This is a genomic window from Archangium sp., from assembly GCF_036277355.1.
Taxonomy (GTDB): domain Bacteria; phylum Myxococcota; class Myxococcia; order Myxococcales; family Myxococcaceae; genus Archangium.
This window is the reverse complement of record NZ_DASUNC010000155.1, coordinates 16,014-31,004: the sequence shown is the minus strand read 5'-3', so window position 1 is coordinate 31,004 and position 14,991 is coordinate 16,014. Positions and strand designations below refer to the sequence as shown.

Here is a 14,991-nt window from a genome sequence, read left to right as displayed (position 1 = left end):
GGCCTGCCCTCCGCACGAGGGCGGCTCCTCGGGGACAGGCCCCGTGCTGGCCACCTCGGACGCGGGTGCCTCGCCCGCGCTCGCCAGGGCGGCGTCCGGGCCCAGCCCGCGGGCGCTGCGGCGGCGGTGCAGCCGCTCCTGCCCGCCCGCCTCGGAGGAGAATGCGTGCTCGCCCGCCGCAGGAGGGGCAACAGGGGAGGACGCCTCGAGGGAGGGGGCCGGGGCGCCCACCTCCCTCAGCGAGGAAAGGGCGTGGACGGCCTGCGCAGTGCTGCCGCCCTGTCGTGGCCCGAGCGTGACGCAGCCGGTGGAGAGCAGCACAGCGCCGAACAGCACCGCCCACCTGCGCACCCACGCTTCAGCGCGCATTGTCCACCCCCAGGCCCAGCGAGGCGAAGGCACCCGGGCGCAATGCCCCATCCGCCTCCGGAAACAGCAGCGCTCCGCCCTCGGCCAGCGCGTCCAGCGTGTGGCCGAAGCGCCAGCGCACCTGGCCCGAGTACAGTTGCCCCCAGTCCGAGAGGCTGTCCCAGTCCTCGCGACGCACCAGCCCGGCCCCTGCAACTCCTCCACCCACACGCAGCCGAACCGGGGCGCCCAGGTTGACGCCGAGCGCCTCGCCTCCGTCCAGCACCAGCATGGGGGTCCGTTGGGCGTAGCTCTCCAGTCCTTCCGCCCCGCCGCCGGGCAACAGCGCCAGCCCGGAGTCCTCCACGCGCGTGAGGGAGTGCCCTCCTCCCGCCAGGGACGCCGGGAGCGGCGGCTTCATCGCACCAGCAGGCGGGTCCTCAGGCCGTTCCGCCTGGGAGAGCAGTAGCAGCACCAGCAGCGTGGAAGTCATCAGAGCCTCCAGTGGATGATGCTCCCACCTTACTCGCCATTCCTGATAGAGCCGTAAGCCACGGAAACGATGGTTCTCTCGGGTGAGTCTGGCGAGCACATGTCATGCGGCGACGCAGCTACAGTCCCCGGGGTCTGCCAGCCCTGCCCCACTTCGCGGCCTGTACGCTCCCCTGGGTCCTCTGTCCCGGCAACCGCGCCGTTCCGAGGCGTCGGCACTTCGGACGGTCGCGGCACGGCGCCAATCACTCTGGGGCTGCGTCCGTCTGTCGTGCATGGGGTGCTCAGCGACAACTACACCTCCCCATCCAGAGTGACGGCAGCCGTCGGTAACCCGGTGACTCCAGAGGTTCGGATGGGCGGGTGAGGACGATGGATGCCCAGGTGTACGCACGGAGCCCCTGCCCGACCGGGGCACTGGTAGACGTCTACCACTCAAGGCGTACATGGGCGCACATGCGGCCACATGACTGGTAGACGTCTACCAGTCAAGCCCACCCCCAGTGGCATTCACGGGGGCTTGTGAGGGGGGGGGGTCCACCGCGTGGACGGGCACGACAGGCTCCGGACGATTTCCATCGGGTGTCCCGCACGCCTCGAGCCGTCATGTAGGCTGGCCCACCCCGGAGGTGGTGTGCATGAGCGAGGCCGGCGCGCGGAGCGGTGAGCAGGAGCAGCAGCGGCCAGGGGCGCTGGAGTCCCTGGAGGAGGAGTCCTCCCCCTGGCGGCCCCGGCCGGGCCTGGTGGTGGCCGGCTACACGCTGGAGGCGCGCCTGGGCACCGGGGGCCAGGGCACCGTGTTCCGCGCCTCGCGCGGCGGCCGCCAGTACGCGGTGAAGTTCCTCTTCCTGCCGCGCGCGGCGCGCTGGGCCTGGCGCGAGCGCGACGTGCTGGCGAAGCTCAGCCACGCGGGCGGCCTGCCCCTGGTGGACGAGGGCGTGTGGCCCGCGCACCACCCCTTCTACCTCTTCCTCGTCATGCCGCTGGTGCGCGGGCTGCCCGCTGGACGTGTGGACGCGCGTGCACAACCCCTGTGCCCTTGAGGTGGCACAACTCTTCGGCCAGGGCGCGCACCAGCTGGCGGTGGTGCACGCGGCCGGCGTGGTGCACCGCGACGTGAAAGGGGCGAACCTGCTGGTGCATGGCGAGGGGCAGGTGGTGCTGGTGGACTACGGCGTGGCCACCTACGAGGACGCCCCCCGGTTGACGGGAGCCTTTCCCCCAGGCACCTGGTCCTACCTCAGCCCCCGGGTGTGGCGGGCCTGGCGCGGCCTGGAGGACTCGCGCGCCTGTCCGGGCGACGACGTGTGGGCGCTGGGCGTGGAGCTCTACCTGGCGCTCACGGGCAGGCGGCCCTTCCTGGGCCGCGAGGGCACGCTGGTGCATGCCGTCCTGCACGAGGAGCCCCCGGTGCCGCACGTGTCCAACCCCCGGGTGCCACGGGCGCTGGGCGAGGTGTGCTGGCGCATGCTGCGCAAGGCGCCCGGGGAGCGGTACGCGGACGCGCTCGCGGTGGAGGCGGCGCTCGCGCAAGCGGTGCAGGAGGCGGACGACACATGGCGGCAGCCGCTGTGCGAGGCCTGGGGGCCGCACCACGCCACCACCGTGCTCGAGGGCGACATGTGGCGCGGGGGAGACGTGCTGGCGCTCTACGAGCGGTTGGCCTCCTACGCCCGGGTGCCGGTACGAGGCAAACCGCGTGCGCCCGACGAGGTGTCCACCCTGCTTGGGCCCGCGCCGCCCGAGGCGCTCCCCGTGGGCACGGCGCCCGTGGAGCCGCCCGTGCCGCTGCTCGCGCAACGGGAGGCACCCGAGGTGCAGGTGCCCCAGGCGGCTGCGGCGGAGGCCGTACCGCGCGTCGAGTCGGAGGAGAAGCCCGAGGTGACACCCGAAGTGGCCATGAGCCCGGTGGCCGCGGAGGAGTCCTCGCCGCTCGCCGGGCCCGAGGTGGCGCCAGCGGCGGACGAGGCCCCGGTGGCCGCGCGGGCCCGGCAAGCCACGGGGCCCGCCGTCCGCTCGCGCCGGGCGCTGCTGGCCGCCGGTGCGATGCTCGTGCTGGGCCTGGGGCTGTGGCTCGCCCTGCGCCCCTCGCCCTCCGCCGCCGTGCGCACCGCGTCACCGGTGGGGACACCTCGCGCCAGCCTACCCGAGGAGTTCCTTCCTATCAGCCTGGAGCCGGGCGGCCAGGAAGTGGCGTCCCCGTGGAAGCGGCCAGAAGGTGACGGCGGCGCGGCGCCCCCTGGGGCGGAAACTCCCGCGCCCGTCGCCCCCGCGACGCTGCCCCCGGAGAAGCACGTGAAGACTCCAGCCAAGGCTCCCCCTGTCCCGAAGCAGACGGGCTCCCCGGCCACGAAGGTGGGCGCGGCCGTGCTCGGCTGCGCCCTGGCCACCGGCTGCCCCAGCCCCGCCACCACCGCCCAGGTGCTGCCCACGCCCCCGCTGCCGCCTCCCGCCGAGTGCCCCCCCGGTGCCGCCCAGGCGATGCAGGAACTGGAGCTCACGCGCGAGTCCGAGGGAGTCTCCATTCACCCGTTTCCGGGGGAGGCGACGACCACCGTGAGGCCGGGCCTGGTGACGATTCGTCTCAATGGCCAGGACCACTGGGGCAAGCTGCCGAAAAACACCCTGTTCACCGGCCAGTTGCTCTTCGGCGAGCGGGTGCAGGCGCGCCTCACCCAGGCGTATACCCCCGAGGGCCAGGCCTATCCGGTGTGCCTGGAGGTGCATTCCAACACCCGGTGGGGCTGGGCCAGGGAGGAGGGCAGTGGCCAGGACACCGCCGTCGTCCGCAGCACGGCGGAACTGCGTCCGGTGAAACGCTTCGGCGAGGCGTCGCGGTACAACCAGCCTCCTCCGCGTTTCGACTGACGGGAGGAACAGGAGGGGCCGACTTCCGAGGCCCTGCTAGTGTGGGCCACTCTGGAGGTCACCCCCATGTCCACACTGCTCGCCGCCCCCCTGCTGCCCGCGCTCCTCGTGTCCACGCCCGCCGCGCCCCACGCGGAGGAAGGGGACACGCCGGACGCACGCCACCTGGAGCTGACGGCGGAGAACGCCGGGGAGCAGCACCCGGTGCGCATCCGCCCCCACCAGTCCACCACGCTGCTGTTCGACACGCCGCTGCAACCCGGTGGCGTGCGGGTGGAGGGCGGGCAGGGGGTGAAGGTGGCGGTGAACGAGGCCGAGGGCATGGTGACACTGCTGCCCACGCGGGCGCCGCCGGCGGACAGGCCGCCGCGGGTGACGGTGCGCTTCGCGGACGGGCAGGTGCCCGGCGGCGTCACCTTCCAGCTGGTGGAGGACGCGCTCCGGGCCGAGCATGAGGTGCGGGTGTACCGCCAGCCCCGCTCGCGGGAGTCGTTGCAGCGGCAGCAGCGCGAGCGGGCCGAGCGGTGCGAGGCCGCGCTGGCGCAGGCGCGTGCCCGTCCGCCGGGGCCGTGTTCCGGAGGTCTCCTGGGAGTGCTGGAGGCCGGGCTGGTGGAGAAGGGGTTGGGCATCCTCGTGCGCGAGCTCCAGAGCAGCCTCACCCAACGTCCCGGAGCGCCGCTCCTGGTGACGGAGGCCTGGAGCTACCGCGCCGAGGCACGGCAGCAGGTGGCGGTGGAGCTGAAGGTGCAAAACACGAGTGCCCTGGCCTGGACGACGGAGGGGGCGGAGCTGGTGAGCGCGGAAGGTGTCCGGCTGCGGGTGACGCGGGTATGGCAGTCCGGGCCCCTGTTGCCGGGAGGGCAGGCGCGGCTCGTGGTGGAGGCGGAGGCGCCGGTGGAGTCAGTCCAGGGCACGTTCCTGCTGAAGCTGGGCGAGGCGGGTGGAGCGCGCACCTTCACCGTGCGCGGCGTACGCTTTCCCTGAGTGCGGTGACCCGCCCCACGAGCGGTGGCCCCAGGCCCGCCAGGGGGGACATACCGGCCCGGGGCGAGATGCTCGGGATTGGAGGCGGTGAGGCGCTCGGGAGTAAGTAGGACGAGCGTGCCTTTGTCCTCCACGGGTTGCACGCATCGCCGAGAAAGAGAAGCAGGTGGCGGGAGCGGGCTCACCCCTTCGCGCGGGAGCCCGGCGCGGGTGCTTCTGCGCGCAACAGGGCCTGGAGCCGCCGCACGCGCTGCTCGGCCCCGTGCGCGTCCCGCGCCGCCAGCCGCAGCCGGTAGGGCTCCAGGTCCTTCGCGTGCCACCGCTCGCGCCGTTGCAGCTCGCTCACCAGCACCGCCTCCCCCTCGAAGCGCTCGAGCAGGGGCGCTTCGCGCGCCTTGGCGAACGCCCCGTAGATGGCCAGCGGACGCACCACCAGCACCCGGTAGGCCCACTCGAACCACTGCTGCGCCTCTGGCGGCGACGAGCGCTCCCTGCCGGCGGCCTCCATTCGTGTCAGCACGGCGTGCTTCACCTCCTCGTCCAGCCTGGCCAGCAGCGCCCCGACGTCCACGTGCTCGGCCTGCTCCGGCGTCTCCAGCCGCAGCGGCTCACGCAACACCACCGTCATCCACAACCACTCCTCGCCATGGAGCACCTCGGGCGTCTCGCCGTGGAGGATGGAGCGCAGGATGGATTGCTCGTACCGCGCCAGCAGCTCGAGCAGCTCCGGATCCGCGCGTGCCGCGTCCCTCACGGCCGCCAGCACCTGCTCTGGCGCCTCCATGGCCCGCAGCATGGCCCGCGGGCTCATCCCCGGCCCGCTGCCCTGGCCGGGCTCCTCGCCCAGGGCCCACCCCACGGCGGTGTTCATCCGGCTGCGGCGCGCCGCCCACTCCGTGACCTGCGCCATCATCAGCCACGCCAACGTGTGGTGCCGCCAGTACGTGTACGGCGGGTGGCGGGGACGGCCCCGCATCTCCAACACCACCAGCGCCAGGGCGCGCCGCTCCTCCAGGGTCCGCCCCGGTGTCATCAACGCCTGGCGCAGCCCCTGGTTGAATCGCTCCACGCGCCCGGCATCGAGCAGCTCCGGAGCACAGCGATCGAACAGCCGCTCCCGGCGCTCCTCCATGTCCTCCACCTCGTCCGTCACCCGGAAGATGTGCCGCTCGACGACGGGGACGAGCTCGTCCCAGGACCAGCGCAAGGACGCCAGCGGCCCGCCTTCGCGGAACATCTCCCGCAGCAGGATGAGTGCATGCGAGACCTGTGGGAAGGGGTTGGGGGACGTCAACACCTGCTCCGCCAGCACGGCGGCCTCGGCGGTGATCTCATCCACCCCGGTGGGAGGGGGGCGTCGCGTGGACGCGAGACCGTGTCCAGCGGAGCGCCGTACCTCACCCAGGCAGCACCGCTTGTATTTCTGTCCACTGCCGCAGGGGCAGGGGTCGTTACGGGATGGCATGGCCAGAGCCCTATCACGCCCAACGGGAGAAGTCGTTTCCGGCGGCACTACTTCCGCCGCCCGGTGTGCTCTCCATCCGGGCGAGAGGGAGGGGGCGGGCGAGAGCCCTCCCTCCCGTCCTTTCCCTCAATGACGTGTGGTTGTCAGTCGGCGGGGGGTCCTCATCTTCCCTCGAAGGGAGGATGCCCCTTGATGAAGCACGCCCGTTCGGTCTTCTGGCAGCAGTTCATCCTGTTCAATGCCCTCATGCTGGCGGTCGCCACCGGCTGTGAGGCCCGCACCCGGGAGCCGGCGCCCGCACGGCCCGCCACGGAGCAACCGGAGGCCCGCGCTCCCGCGGCTCCTTCCGAGGACAAGGCACCGGGCACGGGAGGCGCCGGCCAGGCTCAGCAGGCGCAACAGCCCCAGCCGGCTCCCCAACAGCCCGCGGCGGTGGGCGGCTCGGGGCCGACCCAGTCCATCGCCGACCTGGTCGAGGCCGTGAAGGACACCGTCGTCAACGTCCAGGTCCAGGCGCGTGCCCCCGCCATGGAAGGCATGCCGAGCGATCTCTTCGAGCGCTTCTTCGGCGGCCCTGGCGGCCCCGGCATGCCTCCCGGTGCCATGCCCAACGAGGAGCGCGTCCAGCAGGGCGAGGGCTCCGGCTTCATCATCGACCCCAACGGCCTCATCCTCACCAACAACCACGTGGTGGAGAACGCCATCGACATCCGTGTCCGCCTCACCGACGGCCGCGAGTTCGACGCCAAGGTGCTCGGGAGGGATCCGCTCACCGACCTGGCCCTCATCCAGCTCAAGGGCAACGTCCACGACCTGCCGGTGGCCCGGCTCGGCAACTCGGACGACATCCGCGTGGGCGATGGCGTGGTGGCCATCGGCAACCCGTTCGGCCTCACCTCCAGCGTCAGCGCCGGCATCCTCTCGGCCCGCGCCCGCGACATCCAGGCCGGCCCCTATGACAACTTCCTGCAGACGGATGCCGCCATCAACCCGGGCAACTCCGGCGGGCCCCTCTTCAACATGCGCGGCGAGGTCATCGGCATCAACACCGCCATCGTCGGCGGCGGTACGGGCATTGGTTTCGCCGTCCCCTCCAACATGGCCAAGGCGCTCCTGCCCCAGCTGCAGAAGGGGAAGATCCGCCGCGGCTGGCTCGGCGTGTCCGTGCAGGATTTGACCCCGGAGCTCGCCCAGGCCCTCAACGTGCCGGCGCGCAAGGGCGCCATCGTCACCGGCGTGCAGGAGGGCACTCCCTCCGCCAAGGCCGGCATCAAGCAGGATGACGTCATCACCGCCATCAACGGCACCCCCGTCGAGTCCTCGCGCGGTCTCACCCGCGACATCGGCTTCCGCCCTCCCGGCGAGACCGTGAAGCTCACCGTCTTCCGCAACGGCAAGCAGCAGGAACTGCAGGTGAAGCTCGGCGAGCGCCCGGACCTCGAGGGCAACGGCTCCACCCCCGAGCAGGGCCGCGAGGAGGACACCGGCCGCAAGCTCGGCCTGCGTCTCCAGGATGTGGACCCGCGCATGGCTCCGGGTGTCCGCCAGGGCGCCATGGTCGTCGCCGTGGACCCCGGCTCTCCCGCCGACCGCGCCGGCCTCATGCCCGGCATGGTCGTCGTCGAGGCCGGGGGGAAGCCCGTGCGCAATCCGCGTGAGTTCGCGCAGATCGTCCGTGCTCAGAAGCCCGGGGCCGTGCTGCTGCTGCGCATCCAGGTCGGTGAGAACCGCGTGCTCCGGGCCCTCACGATTCCCGCCGAGTAGGGCAGGGCGGCACGGTGGGGGCACGGGGGCAACCCGAGGGGCGTGGCACCCTCACCCCGTCCCTCTCCCGGTGGGCGAGGGGAAATTGAGCAGGGTGAGGGTCTCGGGGGGACGGGGACTCTCGCTCGACGGCATCCCGTCTCCCCTCAGGTAGCGCCACCCCGTCCCATCGTGACGGAACTCCGACCGCTCCACGAACGAGCGGTCCTTCCCCTTCTCGAAGATGCGCGCGTAGAAGAGCACCACCGCCTTCCCCGTCTCGTCCGCCGCCTGGCGGTCCAGCACGTGCAACCTCGGGTACTTGTGCCCGCTCGCCACCGCCCGCAGCTCCCGCAGCACCTCCTCCTTCGGCCTCGCACGGTCCGGGTGCTCCGGGTGCAGCGTGCGCCACAGGTACTCCACCTCCCGCAGCGCGAACGCGCTGTACCTCGAGCGCATCAGCGCCTCGGCGTCCGGCGCCTCCGCTTCTCCACGATGGTAGCGCGCACAACACTCCCGGTAGCGCAGGCCAGAGGTGCAGGGACAGGGTGGGGCAGGGGGCATTGGACGTTCCCGGACGACAGCGCGCGACGAAGGCTCTTGCTGCCCCGCAGGGTAGCGCATACATCCACTTCCCCACACGTATGAGTCTTCTCCAAGCCATCGTCCTCGGGCTCGTCCAGGGACTGACCGAGTTCCTCCCCATCAGCTCCACCGCGCACCTGCGCATCGTCCCGGAGCTGCTCGGCTGGCCCGACCCCGGCGCCGCCTACTCCGCCGTCATCCAGCTCGGCACCGTGGCCGCCGTCCTCATCTACTTCCGCAAGGACATCGTCACCCTCCTCCGGGCCTTCTTCCAGGGCCTCGCGCGCCGCGAGCCCTTCGGCACCACCGACTCGCGCCTGGCCTGGTTCGTCCTCATCGGCACCCTGCCCATCGGCATCTGCGGCCTGGCCTTCAAGAAGACCATCGAGGGCTCCCTCCGCTCCCTCTACGTCATCTCCGGCAGCCTCATCGTCCTGGCCCTCATCCTCTTCGTCGTGGAGCGGCTCGCCTCCCACAAGCGCACCCTGGACGACATGCGCTGGCGCGATGGCCTCATCGTCGGGCTGTGGCAGGCGCTCGCCCTCATCCCCGGCTCCTCGCGCTCGGGCACCACCATCACCGGCGCCCTGTCCCTGGGCCTGCGGCGCGAGGACGCGGCGCGCTACTCCTTCCTGCTCTCCATCCCCGCCACCTCCCTGGCCGGCATCTTCGAGCTCAAGCACCTGCTGGAGGCCACCGAGCGTCCCTCCACCATGGCCCTGGTGACGGGCACCCTGGTGGCCTTCGCCTCGGGATGGGCCGCCATCGCCTGGCTGTTGAGCTACCTGCGCAAGCGCTCCACCCTCATCTTCATCGTCTACCGGGTGGTGCTGGGCGTGGTGCTGCTGGTGCTCCTCCACCAGGGCATCCTCCGCCCCCTGGCCGGAGTGGAGAACGTGGATACCGCCAACACGCCTCTGAAGGTGCCCGTGGAGAGGCAGGGAACGGACTGAGCCGTGGACGCACTCTTCGACGCGCTGGAGAAGCACCTGTCCGCCCGGACGCCCCGGGCCCTGCACCTGCCCGGCGTCGTGATGCGCGAGGCCGCGGTGCTGGTGCCCCTGCTCGTGCGTGACGGCGCCCCCCACGTCCTCTTCACCAAGCGCCCCACCACGCTGCGCCACCACGCCGGCCAGTACTCATTCCCCGGCGGCTCGCGCGACGCCGAGGACCCCACCCCCCTGCACACCGCCCTGCGCGAGACGCGCGAGGAGCTGGGCATCGACGTGTCCGGAGTACGCGTGCTCGGCCCCCTGGACGAGGTGCCCACCCTCACCGAGTTCCGCATCCAGCCCTTCGTGGGCGTCATCCCCCACGGCCTGGAGTACCGGCCCAACCCGGACGAGGTGGAGTTCATCCTCGAGGTGCCCCTGGAGGTCCTCTTGGACCCGGCCATCCGCCGCACCGAGCGCCGCCATGTACGTGGGGTGGAGTACGACGTGGACTTCTATACCTACGGCACCCACGTCATCTGGGGCGCCACCGGCCGCATCCTCCGCGACCTGCTGCGCCTGGCCTCCCAGGGGTCCGGCCTCTCCGCTCCGAAATCACGCTGAGTCCGCGCCGCGCGGGGCCGTCTCTGTTATTCTTTCGGGATTCTCCTTGTTTGACGGCCGGGCCAGGATTCACCGGGACCCGGAGCAGTTCCTGACGTCGGGATTTGCCTGTCTTCGTGACCGTTGTCCCATGTCTGCCCTTCTCACGCCCCACGCCGTCGCTTGCTGCTGGGTGAATGACTCCGGCTGGCCGCTCGTGCCGCATGCCGGCACTCGAGCGTTCGCCGTCCTGTCCACGCAGTGTCCCGGCACGAGCACGTCCCGCTTCTGGTGTAGGGTGGATACACGTGCCGGTGTGGCTCGGAGCCCCCATGGCCAGGATTCTCATCGTCGATGATGAAGTACATGTCGTTGGAGCCCTTCGCCGCCTGCTGCGGCGCGAGGGCTTCTCCATCGAGGTGGCGCTCAATGGCCAGGAGGCCATCGAGAAGCTGGCCACCTTCGAGGCGGACGTCGTCATCTCCGACTTCCGCATGCGGGGGATGAACGGGTTGGAGCTGCTCGGGCAGGTGCTGCGCATCGCGCCCCGGGCCGCGCGCGTCCTCATCTCCGGGCACGCGGACCTGTCGGGGGGGTCCGAGTCCGGGGTCATCTCCCACTTCATCAGCAAGCCCTGGGACGATGATCGCCTGGTGGCCGACGTGCGCGCCCTGCTGGGCGCTCAGGGTCCGGGCCCGGGCCAGGGCTCGGCCACCTCGGGAACCTGAGCGGTCCGCGGCACCCATGGAGGTTCGAGCGAAGCAGCCCGTGCCGGACGTAGACGCGGAGCAGGTGCACAGGGGCACCCAGGCCATCGCGAGCGTGGGTCCCGCCGTCTTCAACGGGGTGCTGGTGGCCTGGTACTGGGGCCAGTGGCGGGTGATGTTCACCCTGCTGGCGGTGGCGGGGGTGCTCACCCTCGCCAACGCGGTGTTCACCGAGTGGGTGGCCCGGCACAGCGGCCGCCGCGTGGCGGAGACGGTCCGGCTGCTCGTCAACGTGGTGGGCGTCGTGGCGTACGGGGTCCTCACCGGTTGGTCCGCGCTGGTGTGGATCTTCGTGCCCTACAACCTGCTCTGGTTCTCGGGGATGGACGCGTGGGTGCGCCACCGCGCGGCCGTGTACCTGGGAGTGATGGCCGTGGCGTCGCTCCTGACGGGCTCCGAGCCGGGCACGACCCTGGCCTTCACGCTGCTGGGGGCCTTCGGTTTCATCGTGTCGGAGAAGCGGGCCTCGCTGGTGCGCGGCATGTTGGGGCAGGTGCTGCGGCAGCGCGAGGAATTGGAGCAGGCCCACCGGACGCTGGCGCGGACCCACGGCGAGCTGGAGGCCGCGCACCAGGAACTGCAGCAGCTGCACCAGCGGGCGCTCGAGCAGGAGCGGCTGTCCAGCCTGGGCATGCTGGCGGCGGGCGTGGCGCATGAAATCAACAACCCGATGAGCTTCGTGACGAGCAACGTCCACTCGATGCTCAGGGATTTGCGCGACGAGCCGAACCTGTCCGAGGTGATGAAGGAGTACGTGGACGACGTGCTCCCGGCGACGCTGGACGGCATCAAGCGGGTGAACACCATCGTCGGGGACCTGCGCCGCTTCGCGCGGGGAGACCCGGAGGCCCACACCTCGTACGAGCTCGACGCCGAGGTGGAGACGGCGCTGCGGATTGCCCACGGCCAGCTGAGCCATGTGCGGGTGGAGAAGGAGCTGGGCGGGGTGGGCCGCTCGGTGGGCCGGCCGAGGCAGATCGTCCAGGTGCTGGTGAACCTGCTGGCGAACGCCGGGCAGGCCACGGCCTCGGGCGGGGAGGTGCGCATCCGCACGCGTCGCGACGGGGAGTCCATTTTCGTGGAGGTGAGCGACACCGGCACGGGCATGTCCGAGGAGACGAAGCGCCACCTCTTCGAGCCCTTCTTCACCACCAGGCCCTCGGGCGAGGGCACGGGGCTGGGGCTGTCGGTGGTGCACGGCATCGTGAAGTCGCACGGGGGCCGCATCGAGGTGGAGAGCGAGGAGGGGAAGGGCACCTGCTTCAAGCTCCGCCTGCCGCTCGTGCCGCCGCTCCTCCAGTACGAGCCGTCCACGGATGGGGGCATGCGCCGGCGCAGGGCCTGAGGGTTTGACGCCGTGCATCAGGGGCCGCGCTTCCCGGGGTTGGCGGGGAGTCAGGCGGGGACGTTATGCTTGGCTGTTCGCCCCCCAGGCATCGTCGTATCGGTGCCGGCGATTCGTGACCTGGATGGAAACCCCAGGTCCAGGCCGTTGGGTGGGGGAACCGTCGAGAGGACTCACGGCATGCTCCAGGCTTCCCCCCGCGTCGTCGCCCCCGCCGGTCCCGGCACTCCCTCCGAGGACGGTTCCGGGTCTGGCGTGCGTCAGGTCCTGGATGTCGTGGCCCAATCCGCCGCCTGCTACCCGGGACTGCTGCGGATGATGGGCTCGCCGCGCTGGAAGCGGCTGCTGCGCGCGAACACGGAGCCGCTGCGCGAGGCCCGGCTGCTGGAGGCGCCCCTGCGCGAGCTGCTGGCCCAGGGCGACGGCGGCTCCCCCGGGCTGCTGCGGCAGCGTGAGCGGTTGGAGGTGCTCGCGCGCAAGCGGCTCGCCCACTTCACGCGGCGGGGCGAGGCGCCGCTGGGCGAGATGCTCGGGCGCCTGGAGACGCTGCTGAGCGAGCCCCGGCCCCAGCCGCCCGGCGGTGACGAGCCGGTGCTGCTCGAGGGCCGGCAGGGGTTGCGCCACCTGCTGTCCTGGCCCGGCACGTGGGTGTTCGCGCTGCTGGTCCTCACCAACCGCTACGGCCTGGAGCGGTTCGGCAGGCCCGCGCCCATGCTCTTCGCGGGCGGGGCGCTCGTCCTCTATTACTACCTGCGGTGCACGGGGCGCTTCTGGCTCACCGCGAAGCGGCTGATGTGGCAGCCGCGCTTCGGCGAGCCGGTGCAGGTGTCGCTGGCGTCCATCGGCTCCGGTGGCATCTCCGCGCTGCCAGCCTGGGGCGAGGTGCGCGTCGAGGGTGACCGTGCCTTCACCGTGCGCCACGCGGGCCGCGCGGGCCTGTTGGCCTCGCTGTTGGATCTGCACCGGCAGTCGCCCTTCGCGGGCGAGGTGGACGGCACGCCGCGGGTGCACGAGGTGTCGGTGCTCCCGGCGTGGCGTGCGCCGGAGAGCGCGCGGTCCGCGAAGCAGGCGGAGCCCGGGGTGGCGGTGCTGCGGCCGGGGTATGCCGCCTTCCTCCCGGCCGAGCGCTATGCCGACGTCTTCCGCGGCCTCGCCGGCCCGGGGAGCCGCAAGCCCGAGGCGGACGTGACGGTGGAGCTGCTGGTGGAGCACATGCGGCTGCTGTCGGAGCCGGAGTTCGACGTGCGCATGCGGCAGGTGGTGCACGCCAGCGGGGGAGAGCTGTGGCACGCGGACGAGGTGCGCCCGGAGCTGGCGGCCGGCGGTGGACGCGTGCGGCTGGGCGCGCGGGGCGTGGGCATGGAGCTGCTGGCGGACGCGGCCCAGGCCGAGGCCACGGACCGCATCGTGCGCCGCTGGGCGGCGTAGCCAACTCAGAACTGGAAGTAGACGTAGGGGCGCGTCTCGACGGACGTCAGGTGGCGCACGCCCAGGCCCACGAGCACCAGCACCACCGCGCGCACGGGCACCGGCATCCGCACGAACAGATCTCCCGCCTTGTGGAAGAGGCTCAGCGGCGTCACGTGGCTCACCGCCGCCACCGCCAGCATCGTCCACACCAGCGTGCTCACGTTGGCCAGCCCCAGGCTGCCCTCGAAGAGGCGCAGGTACATCTCGCCCGCGTGCGCCAGGCTCGGCGAGCGGAAGACGATGCGCGTGAGCACCACCACGGTGAAGGTGGCCACCCAGCCGAGCCCCGCGCGCACCACCGCCATCTTGCCTTCCTTCGGCGGCTTGCCCGTCATCCACCACCACACGCGGATGAAGCACTCCATGGCGCCGTGCGCGAGACCCCAGATGGCGAAGCGCCAGTCCGCTCCGTGCCACAGTCCACCCAGGCCCATCGTAATCATCAGGTTGAGCAGCGCGCGCGGCTTGGAGACGCGGTTGCCGCCCAGCGGCCGGTAGAGGTAGTCGCGCAGCCAGTTGGAGAGGCTGATGTGCCAGCGGCCCCAGAAGTCGAAGAGGTTCGTCGCCAGGTAGGGGCGGTTGAAGTTCTCCGCGAACTTGAAGCCGAAGAGCGCCGCCGTGCCGATGGCGATGTCCGAGTACGCCGAGAAGTCGAAGTAGAGCTCGAAGCTGTAGGCCACCGCCGCGACGAGGCACTCGGCCGAGGTGTACGCCTCGGGCGAGGCGAAGACGGGGTCCACCAGGCCACTGCCCAGCACGTCCGCGATGATGAGCTTCTTGGCCAGGCCCACCGCGATGCGATACAGGCCGCGGCCTCCCTCGTCGGCGGTGAGGGAGGGCGTGTCGTCGAAGCGCTCGATGAGGTGCGAGGCGCGCACGATGGGGCCGGCCACCAGGTGCGGGAAGAAGAGCAGGTAGAGCAGGTGCTCGAAGAACGAGTGCTCCTTCTGGATCTCCCCCCGGTACTGGTCGATGACGTAGCTGAGGGCCTGGAAGGTGAAGAAGGAGAGGCCCACCGGCAGCAGCAGGCCGAAGGGCTGGGTGCGCACGTGGACGCCCAGCGGGCCGAGCAGCGCCACCGCCGTCTCGCGGAACAGGTCCGCGTACTTGAAGGTGCACAGCACCCCGAGCGTGCTGACGATGGACACCGTCAACAGCGCCTTGCGAACCCCGGGCTTCTGCGAGCGGCGGAAGCCCTTGATGCACAGGTGGTTGATGCCCGTGGCCCCGAAGAAGAGCACCAGGGGCCAGGGCGTCCACATCGAATAGAAGAAGACGCTCGCCACCATCAGCACGGCCAGCCGCGGCCACTTGTGGCGGTGCAGCGCCCAGTAGAGGCTGAAGGTGACGGTGAGGAAGAAGAGGAACTGGAGGCTGTGGAAATACACG

The 14,991-nt window shown here is 71.5% G+C and carries 13 protein-coding genes and 2 pseudogenes; 9 read left to right on the top strand and 6 right to left on the bottom strand.

Going from position 1 to position 14,991, the window contains the following annotated elements:
* Positions 1-369: pseudogene (locus VFZ09_RS38715) on the bottom strand (hypothetical protein); the annotation flags it as partial.
* Positions 359-841: a hypothetical protein gene (locus VFZ09_RS38710; RefSeq protein ID WP_329732805.1), complete on the bottom strand. Its 483-nt coding sequence runs from the start codon at positions 839-841 to the stop codon at positions 359-361. The gene VFZ09_RS38710 and the pseudogene VFZ09_RS38715, both read right to left, overlap by 11 nt.
* 637 nt (positions 842-1,478) lie before the next feature.
* On the opposite strand from VFZ09_RS38710, the gene VFZ09_RS38705 reads away from it, so the two are divergent.
* The 3 genes from VFZ09_RS38705 to VFZ09_RS38695 all read left to right on the top strand — a co-directional run bounded on the left by VFZ09_RS38705 (position 1,479) and on the right by VFZ09_RS38695 (position 4,692).
* Positions 1,479-1,883 (top strand): hypothetical protein, encoded by a 405-nt coding sequence (locus tag VFZ09_RS38705; RefSeq protein ID WP_329732804.1) that lies wholly within the window; start codon positions 1,479-1,481, stop codon positions 1,881-1,883.
* Positions 1,861-3,708 (top strand): protein kinase domain-containing protein, encoded by a 1,848-nt coding sequence (locus tag VFZ09_RS38700; RefSeq protein ID WP_329732803.1) that lies wholly within the window; start codon positions 1,861-1,863, stop codon positions 3,706-3,708. The genes VFZ09_RS38705 and VFZ09_RS38700 overlap by 23 nt, the downstream gene beginning before the upstream one ends.
* Positions 3,709-3,774: 66 nt before the next feature.
* Positions 3,775-4,692 carry a DUF2381 family protein gene (locus tag VFZ09_RS38695; protein ID WP_329732802.1) on the top strand — a complete coding sequence of 306 codons (918 nt, stop codon included), beginning with the start codon at positions 3,775-3,777 and terminating at the stop codon, positions 4,690-4,692.
* Between the two features lie 181 nt (positions 4,693-4,873).
* Here VFZ09_RS38695 and VFZ09_RS38690 read toward each other — a convergent pair whose 3' ends face one another.
* Together VFZ09_RS38690 and VFZ09_RS38685 are read right to left on the bottom strand one after the other, a co-directional pair.
* Complete coding sequence (locus VFZ09_RS38690) at positions 4,874-6,031, bottom strand: hypothetical protein (protein WP_329732806.1); 1,158 nt, start codon at positions 6,029-6,031, stop codon at positions 4,874-4,876.
* A 63-nt stretch (positions 6,032-6,094) separates the two neighbouring features.
* Positions 6,095-6,157, bottom strand: a pseudogene (locus VFZ09_RS38685) (SEC-C metal-binding domain-containing protein); the annotation flags it as partial.
* A 192-nt stretch (positions 6,158-6,349) separates the two neighbouring features.
* Here VFZ09_RS38685 and VFZ09_RS38680 point away from each other — a divergent pair.
* Positions 6,350-7,921, top strand: a complete 1,572-nt coding sequence (locus VFZ09_RS38680; protein ID WP_329732801.1) for a Do family serine endopeptidase — start codon at positions 6,350-6,352, stop codon at positions 7,919-7,921.
* Positions 7,922-7,972: 51 nt separating this feature from the next.
* Here the strand turns inward: VFZ09_RS38680 and VFZ09_RS38675 are convergent, their stop codons facing one another.
* Entirely contained in the window at positions 7,973-8,464 is a 492-nt protein-coding gene (locus tag VFZ09_RS38675; protein WP_329732800.1) for a YchJ family protein, read from the bottom strand.
* Positions 8,465-8,544: 80 nt separating this feature from the next.
* On the opposite strand from VFZ09_RS38675, the gene VFZ09_RS38670 reads away from it, so the two are divergent.
* The 5 genes from VFZ09_RS38670 to VFZ09_RS38650 all read left to right on the top strand — a co-directional run bounded on the left by VFZ09_RS38670 (position 8,545) and on the right by VFZ09_RS38650 (position 13,560).
* Positions 8,545-9,438: an undecaprenyl-diphosphate phosphatase gene (locus VFZ09_RS38670; RefSeq protein WP_329732799.1), complete on the top strand. Its 894-nt coding sequence runs from the start codon at positions 8,545-8,547 to the stop codon at positions 9,436-9,438.
* A gap of 3 nt (positions 9,439-9,441) precedes the next feature.
* Positions 9,442-10,041, top strand: coding sequence for a CoA pyrophosphatase (locus VFZ09_RS38665; protein ID WP_329732798.1), 600 nt, complete (start codon positions 9,442-9,444; stop codon positions 10,039-10,041).
* A gap of 311 nt (positions 10,042-10,352) precedes the next feature.
* Positions 10,353-10,748, top strand: coding sequence for a response regulator (locus tag VFZ09_RS38660; protein ID WP_329732797.1), 396 nt, complete (start codon positions 10,353-10,355; stop codon positions 10,746-10,748).
* Positions 10,749-10,764: 16 nt separating this feature from the next.
* Positions 10,765-12,132 carry a sensor histidine kinase gene (locus tag VFZ09_RS38655; protein WP_329732796.1) on the top strand — a complete coding sequence of 456 codons (1,368 nt, stop codon included), beginning with the start codon at positions 10,765-10,767 and terminating at the stop codon, positions 12,130-12,132.
* A gap of 180 nt (positions 12,133-12,312) precedes the next feature.
* The gene (locus VFZ09_RS38650) at positions 12,313-13,560 is read left to right on the top strand and encodes a hypothetical protein (protein WP_329732795.1); all 1,248 of its coding nucleotides are present in this window, start codon (positions 12,313-12,315) and stop codon (positions 13,558-13,560) included.
* Positions 13,561-13,565: 5 nt separating this feature from the next.
* Here VFZ09_RS38650 and VFZ09_RS38645 read toward each other — a convergent pair whose 3' ends face one another.
* The gene (locus tag VFZ09_RS38645; protein ID WP_329732794.1) at positions 13,566-14,990 is read right to left on the bottom strand and encodes an MBOAT family O-acyltransferase; all 1,425 of its coding nucleotides are present in this window, start codon (positions 14,988-14,990) and stop codon (positions 13,566-13,568) included.
* Position 14,991 lies beyond the last annotated feature (1 nt).

What these genes read in the sequence shown, in the direction of transcription:
- VFZ09_RS38650 (WP_329732795.1), top strand. Translation starts at nt 12,313, where the DNA reads ATGCTCCAGGCTTCCCCCCGCGTCGTCGCCCCCGCCGGTCCCGGCACT.
- VFZ09_RS38670 (WP_329732799.1), top strand. Translation starts at nt 8,545, where the DNA reads ATGAGTCTTCTCCAAGCCATCGTCCTCGGGCTCGTCCAGGGACTGACC.
- VFZ09_RS38675 (WP_329732800.1), bottom strand. Translation starts at nt 8,464, where the DNA reads ATGCCCCCTGCCCCACCCTGTCCCTGCACCTCTGGCCTGCGCTACCGG.
- VFZ09_RS38695 (WP_329732802.1), top strand. Translation starts at nt 3,775, where the DNA reads ATGTCCACACTGCTCGCCGCCCCCCTGCTGCCCGCGCTCCTCGTGTCC.
- VFZ09_RS38705 (WP_329732804.1), top strand. Translation starts at nt 1,479, where the DNA reads ATGAGCGAGGCCGGCGCGCGGAGCGGTGAGCAGGAGCAGCAGCGGCCA.
- VFZ09_RS38680 (WP_329732801.1), top strand. Translation starts at nt 6,350, where the DNA reads ATGAAGCACGCCCGTTCGGTCTTCTGGCAGCAGTTCATCCTGTTCAAT.
- VFZ09_RS38660 (WP_329732797.1), top strand. Translation starts at nt 10,353, where the DNA reads ATGGCCAGGATTCTCATCGTCGATGATGAAGTACATGTCGTTGGAGCC.
- VFZ09_RS38655 (WP_329732796.1), top strand. Translation starts at nt 10,765, where the DNA reads ATGGAGGTTCGAGCGAAGCAGCCCGTGCCGGACGTAGACGCGGAGCAG.
- VFZ09_RS38710 (WP_329732805.1), bottom strand. Translation starts at nt 841, where the DNA reads ATGACTTCCACGCTGCTGGTGCTGCTACTGCTCTCCCAGGCGGAACGG.